Origin of the sequence: Psychrobacter sp. JB385, from assembly GCF_900163785.1 — a bacterium.
Classification (GTDB): domain Bacteria; phylum Pseudomonadota; class Gammaproteobacteria; order Pseudomonadales; family Moraxellaceae; genus Psychrobacter.
This window is the reverse complement of record NZ_FUKN01000001.1, coordinates 367,386-381,694: the sequence shown is the minus strand read 5'-3', so window position 1 is coordinate 381,694 and position 14,309 is coordinate 367,386. Positions and strand designations below refer to the sequence as shown.

General features: G+C 43.2%; 13 protein-coding genes. 10 read left to right on the top strand and 3 right to left on the bottom strand.

Annotation, left to right across the window (positions count from 1 at the left end; all coding sequences use genetic code 11):
- Positions 1-283 precede the first annotated feature (283 nt).
- From CZ794_RS01665 to CZ794_RS01650, 4 genes are all read left to right on the top strand, one after another.
- A complete protein-coding gene (locus tag CZ794_RS01665) occupies positions 284-613 on the top strand; it encodes a glutaredoxin family protein (protein ID WP_087039899.1) in 330 nt (109 codons plus the stop codon).
- A 34-nt stretch (positions 614-647) separates the two neighbouring features.
- Positions 648-1,835: an alpha-hydroxy acid oxidase gene (locus tag CZ794_RS01660; RefSeq protein ID WP_087039898.1), complete on the top strand. Its 1,188-nt coding sequence runs from the start codon at positions 648-650 to the stop codon at positions 1,833-1,835.
- A gap of 105 nt (positions 1,836-1,940) precedes the next feature.
- Positions 1,941-2,924 carry a rhomboid family intramembrane serine protease gene (locus CZ794_RS01655; RefSeq protein WP_087039897.1) on the top strand — a complete coding sequence of 328 codons (984 nt, stop codon included), beginning with the start codon at positions 1,941-1,943 and terminating at the stop codon, positions 2,922-2,924.
- Between the two features lie 126 nt (positions 2,925-3,050).
- On the top strand, positions 3,051-3,866 hold the full coding sequence (locus CZ794_RS01650; RefSeq protein ID WP_087039896.1) for a MipA/OmpV family protein: 816 nt from the start codon (positions 3,051-3,053) through the stop codon (positions 3,864-3,866).
- Positions 3,867-4,088: 222 nt separating this feature from the next.
- On the opposite strand, the gene CZ794_RS01645 is transcribed toward CZ794_RS01650, so the two are convergent.
- Complete coding sequence (locus CZ794_RS01645; protein ID WP_087039895.1) at positions 4,089-4,547, bottom strand: hypothetical protein; 459 nt, start codon at positions 4,545-4,547, stop codon at positions 4,089-4,091.
- Positions 4,548-4,965: 418 nt separating this feature from the next.
- On the opposite strand from CZ794_RS01645, the gene CZ794_RS01640 reads away from it, so the two are divergent.
- The gene (locus tag CZ794_RS01640) at positions 4,966-5,577 is read left to right on the top strand and encodes a hypothetical protein (protein WP_087039894.1); all 612 of its coding nucleotides are present in this window, start codon (positions 4,966-4,968) and stop codon (positions 5,575-5,577) included.
- Positions 5,578-5,788: 211 nt separating this feature from the next.
- Here CZ794_RS01640 and fumC read toward each other — a convergent pair whose 3' ends face one another.
- A complete protein-coding gene (gene fumC / locus CZ794_RS01635; RefSeq protein WP_087039893.1) occupies positions 5,789-7,192 on the bottom strand; it encodes a class II fumarate hydratase in 1,404 nt (467 codons plus the stop codon).
- A gap of 207 nt (positions 7,193-7,399) precedes the next feature.
- Here fumC and CZ794_RS01630 point away from each other — a divergent pair, with 207 nt between their 5' ends.
- Genes CZ794_RS01630 through CZ794_RS01620 form a run of 3 tightly spaced genes read left to right on the top strand, consistent with a single transcriptional unit; the run spans position 7,400 to position 8,796 of the window.
- Entirely contained in the window at positions 7,400-8,050 is a 651-nt protein-coding gene (locus tag CZ794_RS01630; RefSeq protein WP_087039892.1) for a 5-formyltetrahydrofolate cyclo-ligase, read from the top strand.
- Positions 8,050-8,322 (top strand): hypothetical protein, encoded by a 273-nt coding sequence (locus CZ794_RS01625; RefSeq protein WP_087039891.1) that lies wholly within the window; start codon positions 8,050-8,052, stop codon positions 8,320-8,322. Before CZ794_RS01630 ends, CZ794_RS01625 begins: the two co-directional genes overlap by 1 nt.
- Positions 8,323-8,358: 36 nt before the next feature.
- Entirely contained in the window at positions 8,359-8,796 is a 438-nt protein-coding gene (locus tag CZ794_RS01620) for a hypothetical protein (protein WP_087039890.1), read from the top strand.
- A gap of 89 nt (positions 8,797-8,885) precedes the next feature.
- Here the strand turns inward: CZ794_RS01620 and CZ794_RS01615 are convergent, their stop codons facing one another.
- Positions 8,886-10,247, bottom strand: coding sequence for a Na+/H+ antiporter family protein (locus CZ794_RS01615; RefSeq protein ID WP_087039889.1), 1,362 nt, complete (start codon positions 10,245-10,247; stop codon positions 8,886-8,888).
- A gap of 545 nt (positions 10,248-10,792) precedes the next feature.
- Here CZ794_RS01615 and lon point away from each other — a divergent pair.
- Positions 10,793-13,375: an endopeptidase La gene (lon, locus tag CZ794_RS01610; RefSeq protein ID WP_087039888.1), complete on the top strand. Its 2,583-nt coding sequence runs from the start codon at positions 10,793-10,795 to the stop codon at positions 13,373-13,375.
- A gap of 339 nt (positions 13,376-13,714) precedes the next feature.
- A complete protein-coding gene (locus CZ794_RS01605) occupies positions 13,715-14,272 on the top strand; it encodes a superoxide dismutase family protein (RefSeq protein WP_087039887.1) in 558 nt (185 codons plus the stop codon).
- Positions 14,273-14,309: the final 37 nt, after the last annotated feature.

The following is a 14,309-nucleotide window of genomic DNA, read 5'->3' as shown; positions in this document are numbered from 1 at the left end:
AATAAGATAAAACGCAATAAGATAAAGTAAGCCATCACCAATAATAAGTCACTCTTCATATCAGAACATCGTCGATAAAAGAGCGCTATCAATAATAAGCGATAAGATAACAATCATAAATCAGTAAACAAAAACCGCAGGTCATCTTACCTAATCTCACAATCGCTGTCATTATTTACCCCGTTTCTTTATCATGTCATAAAGGGTAAACCGTATTCATGTTTTTTAATTGATTTTTTTAGCAAAAATGCTTTGTGACAAGTCAGAAGATAAGAGAATAGATATGCCGATTGATACTGCACATGATAACCATATAACGGCACTACGAGCACGTATTATCGCCCAAAACCCTCATCTTGGCACACCAGAAAACGTCGATAAATGGTGGCTATTAGGTACGGCAGGTTGTCATTTGTGCGATATTGCTGAGCAACTTATTCATCAGTTTCAAGCCGTACAGCCGATTGACTATAACTATATCGATATTGCCGACTTTGATGAAACGTTAATGATGGTCTTTGCCACGAGTATTCCTGTTATTTTGACGTCATCCAAACGCTTAGACTATCCTTTTTCGGTCATGGATTTACAACAACTGCTAACAGCATCATAAAAAATGAGTGATAAAACGCCGAGGTGAAATACCTATGAAAAATCTAGAAAAAGTAACAGACATCGAAGACTTACGTCAGGTTGCTGAACGCAAAGTGCCGCGTATGTTTTATGATTATGTGGATTCAGGCTCATGGACTGAGACCACCTATCGCAATAATGAAAGCGACTTTGATCGGATTAAGCTGCGCCAGCGCGTGTTGGTCAATATGGAAAATCGCAGTCTAGAAACGACCATGATCGGTGAGCGGGTCAAAATGCCGGTTGCCATTGCACCGACTGGGTTTACAGGCATGATGTGGGCGGATGGCGAAATCAAAGCCGCACAGGCAGCAGAGAAGTTTGGCGTGCCCTTCTCTTTATCTACCATGAGTATCTGCTCTATCGAAGATATCGCAACCCATACCAGTAAGCCGTTTTGGTTTCAGCTGTATGTGATGCGTGATCAGGCGTTTATGGCCAATTTGATCCGCCGTGCTAAGGAAGCAAATTGCTCTGCCCTCATCCTAACTGCCGACTTACAAGTACTTGGACAACGGCATAAAGATATCAAAAATGGTCTCTCTGCGCCGCCTAAACCGACGCTGACCAATATCCTGAATCTGATGACCAAGCCTGAATGGTGTCTCAATATGCTTGGCACTAAAAGGCGCACATTTGGCAATATCGTTGGTCATGCAAAAGACGTTGAGGATCTGTCTTCGCTGTCGGCTTGGACAGCAGAGCAGTTTGATCCAGCGCTTAGCTGGGACGATGTGGCTCGTATCAAAGATATGTGGGGCGGTAAGCTAATTATCAAAGGTATTATGGAGCCTGAAGATGCCATCATGGCAGCACGCAGCGGCGCGGATGCATTGGTGGTCTCAAACCATGGTGGTCGTCAATTAGATGGAGCGCTCTCCTCTATCTCTGCCCTTGCAGACATCGTACAAGCGGTTCATGCCGAAAACAGCAATATAGAAGTATGGCTCGATAGTGGTGTGCGCTCTGGTCAAGATGTGTTAAAAGCCCTATCTCTAGGCGCTAAAGGCACCATGATCGGTCGTGCTTTTCTCTACGGACTTGGCGCTTATGGTGAAGATGGCGTGCGCCGTGCGCTTGAAATCATCTACAAAGAATGTGACATATCCATGGCGTTTTGTGGTCATACCGATATCAATACCGTCACGGACAATATCTTGGTTAAGGGTACTTACGAGAAGCTTAAGACAAATTATCCTTAGAGAACGAGCAAACTTTGAATGTAGATAACATGCTTGCTAATAGATAACATCTTCTGACCAGACCCTTTATACTTATCCTACAATCTTTACTAAATTTTAGCTTTTATGACCATTCAACAATTACTAAAAACAGCGCCTGTCACTACTTTATTATTGATTAGCTTTATCGGGCTATTTGTCATACAAGTCCTGACGGGCGCGGATGCCAATAATCCATCAACTGAAATGCTCATAAAGTGGGGCGCTAATGCCCTGCCTTTTACCATGGGTGATGAGCCATGGCGCTTGGTCAGCAGTGCGTTTTTGCATATTGGTTTGATGCATTTATTGTTTAATGGCTTTGCGATGTATTTTTTTGGACAGATCGCTGAGCCGATGTTTGGTTCCGCCAAATTTTTGGCATTGTTTTTGTTGGCAGCCATCGGTGGCAACTTACTCAACAGTTATGTGACATGGCAAGGTATTTTGGAGGGCACTGGGCAAGCGGGACTGTCGGCTGGAGCATCTGGCGGTATTATGGGTATTGGCGCCGCTTTATTGGTGGCGGCATTTTTTAAGATATCGGTCAATGGTCTGATGCTCAATTTGAGAAGCTTACTCATTATTATGGGTATCAACCTTGTCTATGGCTTTGCTGTACCTGGCATTGATAATGCAGGTCACATCGGTGGTGCCGTGACAGGCTTAATGATTGCATTGGCGTTTGCCGTTGCCTATCGCCAACGTATGATCATTGCACAGCAAAATAGACCCATACCTCAATCTCCCTACCCAATACACGAACCAAGCCCGTATCAAACTGACGCCCAAAACACTTATCAAACTTATGAGGTTAATCACTCCTCTGATGTTGACGCTTCTTATTCGTCTCATCACAGCACTGAGTTTGATGCTCATGATACTAGCAATGTGAATAAGACTCTCAATACGGCTCACGATCCCATTGTTAGCCACAAACTCCAAACAAAACCTTCCTTACTCTGGACACTACTCCCATGGATCGTCATGCTATTAATCAGTGTCGGCTTTGTCTGGTGGTGGCAAGATATCCATTATCAAATCGTAGAAGTATTAAAAACCATTGAGTAAACGGTCATACTTATTTATCATTGCTCAAATGTTATAAAAACCGCATACTCATTTAACTTACCCTACCCCATTATTTCTGCTTAGTGGTACTATTCGACCATTCCCACTCAATCACGAGACTTGATTATGTTTAAACTTGCAGCGCGACCCAATATCTATACGCGCGCCTCACTCAGCGTGTTAACCGCTACTGCATTATTCAGTGTGGCTAGCGTTTCTAGTGCCATTCCTTTCCTTGATAAAAACTTGCCGACTGACAAAGATGCTGTGTTGAGCGTTGGTGTCAATGTCATGGCCGTCAAGTCTGCCTATGATTTAGACGACAGTACTGACGTGAGAGTGTTACCAGGCGTATTTTATGACAACAACAGAGTCTACGCACGCGGGGCGCAAGCGGGCGCATATATTATCAATGATGGTACCAATCAATTGTCTGTCTATGCGCAACCGTCTGGCAGCAGCTTTGATCCTGATGATGCGAGTGGCAAATTGGCAGAATTGGACGAGCGTAAAATCTCAGCGGCGGCTGGTGTGAGCTATCAGCGCCGTACGCCTATCGGTGCTTTCCGTGCCCAAATAGCAACGGACGTTTTGGATCGTAGTGGTGGTAACACTGCTCGCCTGTCATATCTTGCCAGAATCAGCGCAGATAAGCTCACCATCTATCCAAGCTTTGGTTTTGAGTACTTCGATGAAGATTACAACAATTACTACTATGGCGTGACCGAGGCTGAGTCAGCAAAATCAGGCGTTGAACCATATAAGTCTAATAACAGCCTAAACCCGTATATCAATATCAGCGCCAACTATGACTTCAATGATAAATGGGCAGGATTTGCCAATCAAAGCTTGAGTTATTTGCCCAATGAGCAATATGATAGCCCAATGGTCAACTCACGTACGGATGCAACGACGACGCTTGGTTTGTTATATAAGTTCTAGAGTTTTTGATAGTTTTAATATGAAAAGGCTGAGCATTTTGCTCGGCTTTTTTTGGTTTGAGATGAGATGTTATGGTAAATCCAAAACAAAAGCGGTACATATAGTTATCATGTTCTACTGGATTCAATTTTTCTCACTGGCTGTTCGCAAGCGTGACAGAGGCTTCGAAAAATTCATTCCAGTAGAGCGGCACTTCTTTTAAAATGGATCGGCTATGTCTATTTAAACGCTCTGCTGGCTTTTTTGTCGTATCTTATTCGATGTTCGCTCTGAATAGAAACGCCAAACCGTACTTATAAATAATAATGTGTATGAGCCAATCCAACATCCAACGCCCCAAACTTTTAGTTCGATTTCTGAATCATGAACACCCTTATCGCCTGTTGCTACTATGGTTGTGAGAAAAAAAGTGGACAACCCCAGAATAAAAGTGAAAGCGGCAAGCTCAATCGGATTTTTATGGCGAAACGTCAGGTATATCGCTAGCAAGAACGTGAGATTACTATAAGCTTGAAATACCAAACCCATCCAACCAAACAGCACACCCATTACTAAAGTCTCATAACCAAAATAGGTCTCACCGTCGTAATGTAGCGCAGGTAAACATAGGGATAACAGCCACACGTACAGAGCTATTTTAGAGAGTATTGGCGGGTTGGGACAGGTGTAATCAAGGCGCATGAGTTATCCTTACTTATTATATTGAAGCAATAGTTGTTTGATCTAATAGCTTCAATATACCTATCTAACCACTCATACTTTGCGTAAAAGCTGTGTCTTTGCCCTATCCTCTCCATCAAAAATTCATAAGCATAAAAAAATATTACCGCAAGACAAGGAGAAAGCTTGAGCTCTTTACCAAATGAGTAGGATGATAGCTCAATGGTAAACTCATATACGGATGCAAATATGCTTGGTTTGTTTTATAAGTTTTAATTATAGTTTCGCTTTTGATGTAAGAAAGACCTTATCATATGACAAGGTCTTTTTTAGCAAGCTATTTCAACATAGTCAGTTATTTTAAGCTGTTCAAAACTATCCTTAATTTTACAACAAAAATTATTTCATAATCTTGATATAACTTTTGTAATTGATATAGATGTTCTTACAATTTCAGCCTTTATATGGATCATATTTATTTGTATTATCTACTTTAGCTACTATAAATAAAAAAATAATTTTAATTAGTTTGTTAAATATTCTAGAACTATATTTACAGTTTATTATGAGCATGTTACTTAGGTTTAAATCAAATATTATGTTAAGACAAAAACTAGATTACAGCCAACGTTTTATGCTTGAACAGGTGAGGATAATTGAAAAAGCAGAAATAATTTACTATAAATCATTTTGTATGAGTCCTAGACGTTATCGTAAAAAGTTAAAAAGGCTAGACCCAAGTATTGCTACATGTTTGAATATCATAACTGTAGAACTTAAAGTTCAAAATGTTAAGCTTGATCATCATATTTTCGGAAAGTTATTGTCTAATCCTACTATCAGAGAGCTAGCTGAAAAAAACTTGAAGGTAAAAGGATATGAACCTCCCCCTGAATATGACGATCAAGGCAAACCTATATATAAAACTTTTACTCCTATGCCAAATTCAGCACGTAGAATAATGTTACGTGTTTATAAAGAATCTTGGCTACTTATCACGTTTTATATACTGCTTCTGTTGATCAATCTAATCATTGTTGTTGCAGGTTAAATTTAAAATCGCCTTAATATGAACAGATTTTCTAAGATCTATTAGAATTTGAATGCTTAAAGAAACCTAACGACTCAGCTTTTACAATTAAAAGGTTACACTATTTCTACACCTTTTTATTACTAATTCAACGTTTCAAGAACGTCGACCAAAAAAAAGACCTTGCCACATGACAAGGTCTTTTTACTATTCTAAAAAACTATTAGATAGCTTACTTAGGATGTACCATATCAGCAGGAATGACCCACTCATCAAACTGCGCTTCAGTTAATAGCTCTAACTCAACCGCCACTTGCTTCAAAGTTTTGTTTTCTTTATAAGCCGTCTTAGCGATTTTCGCTGCATTTTCATAACCAACATGACGGTTCAATGACGTGACTAGCATTAATGAGTTGTGCAAGAAGTCATCGATTTTGTCTTTTACTGGCTCAATACCAACGGCACAATTTTCGTTGAAGCTGTTGCACGCATCGCCAAGCAGTTTGATAGATTGCAACAAGTTAAACGCGATCACTGGCTTATACACGTTTAGCTCAAAGTTACCTGACGCGCCAGCCATGCTGATAGTCGTGTCGTTACCCATGACCTGAGCGACAACCATGGTCATTGCTTCTGACTGCGTTGGGTTTACTTTACCTGGCATGATAGAAGAGCCTGGCTCATTTTCAGGAATCGTCAACTCGCCAAGACCACAACGAGGGCCTGATGCCAACCAACGTACGTCGTTCGCGATTTTGTTTAAGCTAGCGGCTAGTGTTTTGAGTGCGCCTGATGCAAATACTTCGGCATCACGAGCCGCTAATGCTTCAAACTTGTTCGGTGACGTAACGAATGGCAAGCCAGTCAAGGTTGATAATTGCTCAGCTGCTTTTACGGCATAGTCAGGATGAGCGTTTAGACCAGTACCGACCGCAGTACCGCCTAGTGGCAGTTCATATAGGCCTTGTAGTGCGTTGTCGATACGAGTCAATGAGTGGTCAAGTTGGCTCACATAGCCACTGAACTCTTGGCCTAGGGTCAAAGGCGTCGCGTCTTGTAAATGCGTACGACCGATTTTTACGATGCTATCAAATTCTTTTGCTTTTTTATCAAGGGTTTCGCGCAATGCTTGTACCGCTGGGATCAATAAGCTGTTGATCTGACGCGCAGCCGCCACACGAATCGCCGTTGGGAAGCTGTCGTTGGTAGACTGTGCATGGTTGACATGGTCATTTGGGTGAATTGGCGTGTAGCTGCCGCGCTCAGAACCAGCGATTTCATTAGCACGGTTGGCAAGCACTTCGTTCATGTTCATGTTTGACTGGGTGCCAGAACCTGTCTGCCATACGACCAATGGGAACTGATCGACCAGACCACCGTTGATGATTTCGTCAGCGGCTTGTACGATGAGATCACGCTTATCGCCTTCGATACGCTCTAGGCTTGCATTGGTAATCGCAGCGGCTTTTTTGACCAATGCCATCGCTTCAATCATCGGACGCGGCAAAGTCTCGCCACCGATTTTGAAGTTTTCGCGGCTACGCTGTGTTTGCGCGCCCCAATAGGCATCAGCTGGGACTTCTACGTTGCCCATGGTGTCCTTTTCGGTACGAGTTGCCTGATTCTGTGTCGACATAACTACCCTCTTTGATGGTTTGTTGTTTTATGACTGCTCTAAAAAATGCAACATCCGCTGCACATAAAGGAAAATACGATATAAAGTGGCGTTATGATAGCATGACTAGGACGTGTTGAATATTCACAAATCGCCTTGGTCAATGACTAAACACGATTGTCTAAAAGCGGCCCTCATCAATCTAATATCTCATTGGATAGTCTACTTATGCACTCTGAAACCATACCCACTGAGCCAAAAATGCTTAACTCACAAGAACCTACGCTAAGTAATCCGCCCAGACGGCACTTCACTCACCAGCGTCGCCAGTTAAGCGACGGCGCACGTAGACAATTTGCTCAGTCTGCAAGTTTACATCTATCTAAGCTGCAACAGCGTTTGCCAGAGCGTGCACGTATTGGGCTGTATTATGATGGCTTTGGTGAGCTACCTACTCAGCCACTGCTGGATTGGTGTCAACGCTTAGGCTATTTATCTTATTTACCTGTGGTGGGTTCGCTCGGCAATGAGGATAAACGGTTGCGTTTTGTGCCTGTTTACCACTCAAAACTAATCAATGTCCCCACTCGCATTCATCAGCTCGGCATGAAACAAAATCATCATCGTCGACTGCTATGGGCGTCAGAACTAGACGTGATTATTTGCCCGTTAGTCGCGGTCGATAAACGCGGCAACCGCATGGGCATGGGCGGTGGATTCTATGATACGACACTTGGTAACAGCTATCGGTCAGGGGTCAAGAAACCGTTAAAAATTGGTTGGTGTTATGATTTTCAGGTGGTTGAAGCGTTACAACGTCAGCCGTGGGATGTGCCGTTAGATGGCCTCATTACGTCAAGCGGCATAAGGTGGTTTTGATGAAAGATAATAAAAAGTTTGAAAAAAATTCTAGCGCTGCTAATTCCAGTGCAGACAGTGTGGATAAGTATTTGCAAACGTTAGGCAATGAGGACGCTAGAGAGATACGTTACTACAGTCAAGAGCAGCCCTTTAGCGCTGATGAAATGACACGGCTCGTTAATGAAGAACGCTTAAGTGCGTTGCTAGCAGACAGTGATGCGTTTTTGCAAGGACTGAGCAGGGAACTAAAAGATTTTGATGAAGATTTGAATAACGACTTAGACAAATAACTCACTTCCCAAATATTGATAAGCCATAAGTGACCTATGAACCTATCTCACCTGTCTATCAAGACTGCGCGACATTACTTACGCAGTGAACCTGTACGCATGATATTCTTCCTGTTGTGGGTCGCTGCTGCTATCAAAATCATCATGGCAGGTAATACTCCAAATCCAATGGTGTTAGAGCCATCCCAGCAGGAAGGATATAACTTTGGCTTGGTCATCAGCTTACTGGTAGTGATGTGCTTACATGGGGGCGCGCTGCTGGCACTTGATGTGTACATTAAAAGCTACTGGAAGTTTGTGTGCATGTTTACTGTCACTACACTGCCGCTGTTCTTTTTTGGCTTAATGCTGATACATGCACCTGAAGCCTTGTTATGGCTCATTTTATGGCTGGTGGCTTCGTTTTTGGCTTTCTTTTTTATCTGTTTTGGCTTGGCGTGTTTGCTACTGCTAGATCTGATACTTAAAAAGTAAAACCTCAGTCCATAAAAAAGTGCCTCTACTTTTATGGCAAGCAGAGGCACTTTTATTATGCGAGCGCTTTTCAAGCAATAGCTAAAACCTTACAACACCATCGCCGCAATCCAACCAAACGCCAGTAATGGCAGATTGTAATGCAAGAATGTCGGCACCACACTGTCTTTAATATGGTCGTGTTGGCCATCGATATTTAGACCAGAGGTTGGCCCCAATGTCGAATCTGACGCAGGCGAACCGGCATCACCCAGCGCACCAGCCGTACCGATAATCGCCACAGTTGCCAATGGCGAAAAGCCTAAAGAGACGCAGAGCGGTACATAAATCGCGGCCAAAATAGGAATGGTCGAGAATGACGAACCGATACCCATGGTCACGATTAAGCCAATCAATAGCATAATAAACGCAGCCATCGCTTTATTACCAGCGAACAAGGACGCCGCCCCATCGACCAATGGCTGAATTTGCTCAGTGGCTTTCATCACTTCTGCAAAACCCTGCGCAGTAATCATAATAAAGCCAATCATCGCCATCAGCTTGATACCGTCATTAAAGACGCCATCAGCATCACGCCATTTCACCACGCCGGTCGCCATAAACACGCCAAAGCCAAACATTGAGCCTAAAAGTAGCGAATCAGTATATAGCTGTACCACAAACGCGGTAATAATCGCAGCCAGTGCGACGAGCGTCTTTAATTTACTTTGTGTTTGCGCATCAGCAGCCGTTTTACTAAGCGCATCGCCCTCTACTACGGCATCGTGTGCTTGTTTGTCTATTGCTACTTGCTGATACTCGCGCGGCTTACGATAACTAATAAAGACCGCTGTCAACAAACCAAGCAACATACCCAAGGCTGGAATGGCCATTGCCTTGACCACAGAAATATTGGCAATATCAATGCCTGCTTCACCCACGTTTTTTAGCATGATCTGATTGAGATAAATATCGCCAAAACCATACGGAATAAACATATAAGTGGTCACAAGACCGAAGGTCAATAAACAAGCAATCAGACGTCTATCAATGTGCATGCGATTAAAGGCAAGCAATAATGGCGGTACAAGCAATGGAATAAAGGCGATATGAATGGGGATTAAGTTTTGGCTAAAGCAGCTCATGGTGATGAGACCTGCGAACAGCACATACTTAATCATACTACTAGTACCGCCTGCATCAATGCGCTTTATGACGGCTCCTGCTAAGGACTGCGGCAATCCAGAGTGTGCAATCGCGACCGCAAAAGCCCCTAACAATGCGTATGAAAGTGCAATTTCTGCGCCATTGCGAATACCTTCTTGAAAGGCACCCAAAGTATCGGTAATGCCAAGACCCGCCAGTAGACCACCTGCCAATGCCCCAATTAGTAAGCTGAGCACCACGTGCACCCGCGAAAGTGACAGTCCTAGCATGATGATGACTGCCAGCAGTACCGCATTGATTGCCATATGTTGCGCCTTTTTATATCTGATCTGATTGCGACCTACAAATGTCGTAGCATTTATAAATAGGGTTTGTTGTCTAAAAAGCGCTCAAACACATTTTGCGTTAAAAGCCCTGTTTTAGACGCGCGTCAGTTTACCTTATTTTGCCTACAAAACCTATGTATAGAACCCGATAGTTATCGGTTAGGCCGCGCCGCATGCAACCTGCTAAAAAGGCCTTGCACTGCTGCTATACATTTTTTGTAGCATTTATTCTCTATTCAATGAGTAGATAAAAACGTTTGTGACAATCAAGATACCCACTGATGCGTCCAGCACATCAGCTTTATGATAATTCAACTATATTAATGATTTACTTGCCGTGGCTTTGATATATCATCGATAAAACTGACGATGATACGCACAACGATAATCACTCAAATAGGATTATTTTAAAGAGATAAGCTGGTCACTTTGCTCATAAGACTTGCAATTTTTTTTGCGAGCACCATTTATCTAACATGAACCACGAACTTGACTTTACAAGTCTGGTGAACGAGGAAGAATCTATGAGTGAACATAAAATAGCACAAGACAATATCGACATCGATGTCGACGTTTCATCTACTGTTGCACAAGATAACGAGCAAGACGCCTCATCTGATACTACGTCAGAATCGGCATCTGCTACTGTCAAAAATAATAATCTTGACGACAGTGACAACGACAGCAAGACGGAAGATTATTTACCGTTACTTGCCCTGCGAGATGTCGTCGTCTATCCGCACATGCAAATCGCCTTATTTGTAGGCCGCGCGCCGTCAGTCAAAGCGGTTGAATTGGCACAGGCCGAATACGGTAATAAAGTATTGGTCGTTGCTCAAAAAGACTCACTAACTGAAGACATCGATCAAGAGAACCTATACCAATACGGTACGGTTTGTCGCATTGTCAGCACCATGCCGCATGATAGCGACGAAAACTGCATCAAAGTATTGATTGAAGGTCAGTATCGTGCGCGCGTCGATAACATCGAAAACCACGATGAGCTATTGATGGCAAGATTTACCCGTGCTGATCTCGATGTCAGTATGGATGAAAGACAGCAAAAAAATACCATACAAGCGCTGACCACCCTGTTTGAAAGCTATGCGGATACGCGCCTGCGTAATGCCCGTGAGCTGACGCGTGTGGCAAAGCGTATTGAAGATTTGCTTGAATTGGTCTACTTCATCTCAACCCGTGTCTCAATGGATCTTGATATCAAACAGTCTTTCTTAGAAGAAGACGATATTAAAACGCACATCAATACCTTGACTGAATATTTGGTCAAGCAAAGTGCTGAGCAAAATATCGAACAAGATATTCAAGATGCCGTCCGTCAGCAGATGGAAGACAATCAGCGCGAGTACTTCTTGAACGAGAAGATGAAAGCCATCAAAAACGAGCTGTCAGACATGAATGACGGTGCGTTCGATGGCGAAGATGACGTGGCTGAGCTCGAGCAGCGCTTAGAAGACGCTGACTTGCCAGAAGATGTGCGCAAAAAAGCAGATCAAGAGCTTAAAAAGCTTAAAATGATGCCGCCTGCATCAAGTGAGTCGTCGGTAGTGCGCAACTATATTGAATGGATTTTGGACACGCCGTGGAATGCGACGACCAAAGTCTCGATCAATTTGGACAAAGCTAAGACCGTCTTAGACGAAGATCATTATGGCTTGCAAGATGTCAAAGACCGCATCTTAGAGTACCTCGCGGTACAATCACGCGTGAAAAAACTGCGTGGTCCGATTCTTTGTCTCGTCGGCCCTCCAGGTGTTGGTAAAACCTCGCTGGGTGAATCGATTGCTCGTGCCACAGGTCGCAAGTTTGTACGTATGGCGCTTGGCGGCGTGCGTGATGAGGCCGAGATTCGTGGTCATCGCCGTACCTATATCGGTGCGATGCCAGGTAAGATCGTTCAGTCATTGGCGAAAGTGGAAGTCAAAAACCCGTTGTTTTTGCTTGATGAAGTAGACAAGATGGCGCAAGACTTCCGTGGCGATCCAGCATCAGCGCTACTTGAAGTATTAGATCCATCACAAAACGACACGTTCAACGACCATTACTTAGACATGGACTTGGATCTGTCACAAGTGATGTTTATCTGCACAGCCAATAGCATGGATATCCCACCTGCACTGCTTGACCGTATGGAAGTGATTCGCTTGCCGGGTTATACCGAAGAAGAAAAAGTTAATATCGCCCAGAAATACCTAGTACCAAAAGCGATTAAGCAAAATGGTCTCAAAGAAGGTGAAATTGAGATTGTTGAAGCCGCTCTGCACAGTATCGTACGTAGCTATACACGTGAAGCTGGTGTGCGTAACCTTGAGCGTGAAGTCAATAAAATCTGCCGTAAAGTGGTGCGCGGTTCGGTTGAGACTCATGGTGCCCGCGCTCCGAAAAAAGCAGAGCGTCAGCTGGTCGTGGTCGATGACAAAAACATCGATGACTATTTAGGCGTGCATCAGTATGACTATGGTCTGGCAGAAGAAGAGCCAGAGATTGGTCGTATCACTGGTCTGGCATGGACACAAGTTGGTGGCGAATTATTGACCATCGAAGCAGTTGCTATGCAAGGTAAAGGTGAGCTTAGCTTTACAGGCTCACTTGGTGACGTGATGAAAGAGTCTATTCGTGCTGCCATGAGTGTGGTTCGTGCTCGCGGTGATCTCCTTGGTATTGATTATGAGACGTTTAAAACGAAAGATGTCCATGTCCACATGCCAGAAGGTGCGACACCAAAAGACGGCCCATCTGCTGGTGGCGCGTTGACGACAGCGCTGGTCTCTGCCTTAACGGGAATCGCTATTCGTCCAGACATCGCGATGACAGGTGAGATTACCTTACGTGGTAAAATCCTACGTATCGGTGGTCTTAAAGAGAAGTTACTTGCCGCGCATCGTGGGGGCATCAAGCATGTCTTGATTCCAGCAGAAAACGAGCGTGATTTGGCTGATATTCCTGACAATGTAAAAGCGGGTTTGACCATTCAACCTGTGGCAACGATTGATGAGATATTAAAAGTTGCTTTGGTCAGCATGCCAAAACCACTTAAACCTGCCAAAGTAACGGTCGATAAAACCTCAGCCAAAGCGCTACATAACTAATTGAGTATTTGACAGTCAATTCTTAAGAAATAGAAGCCGTTCATCACAATGATGGGCGGCTTTTTTTATGCATCATATTAAAATGCCTTTCGTAGAATCAGTATAGTAATACACGATAGTATTTGCTCTTATCTGACATCGCTTTACAGACTGTTCAAACCCATACGTTACTTACATTTATTAACTGATTGTTGCGCTTTTGATGAATATCTACTTCTTATCCTTAGCTATACTAATCAAGAAATTAAGCAATCTTTGAATATTTCAGATAAAACGATAGCTAATACGAATTTAGTTAAATGTATTCATCATAATGATTAAATATAAATGGAGATAACAATGAATAAGACGATGCTTGCAAGTGCGCTACTATGTGGTTCAGCGTTAGCAATGACAGGTTGTCAAACTGTTGAAAACCAAATGCAGACAGGTAATCCATTGAATCAGCCTGCTCTAAAATCAACGATTAAAACCGTAGATGGTAAAGGAAAAGAAGTAGGACAAATGTTCCTGCGCCCAGTCGATGGTGGCGTTCAGGTATATGGTAAGCTTATGAACTTACAGCCAGGCAAGACCGTTGCTTTGCATATTCATGAAACGGGTAGCTGCGCAGATATGGGTAAAGCAGCAGGTGGTCACTTCAATCCAGACAACAAGCCCCACTCAAATCCAGATGACATGAATGGCCATGCTGGTGACTTACCAAACTTGACAGCCAATGAAGATGGTGTTGCTACTATCAATTATGTAAATAAAAAAATCTCAGCAGCTGAAACAGGTAAGTATAGCGTTAACCGTTTAGCCTTTATCGTTCATGCCAATGCCGATGATTATAAGAGCCAGCCTGCTGGTAATGCTGGCGACCGTGTCGCTTGTGGTATTATCGAAAAAGCCTAATCTTTATTTATATTTTAGACAAAAAAAACCTCTTAGT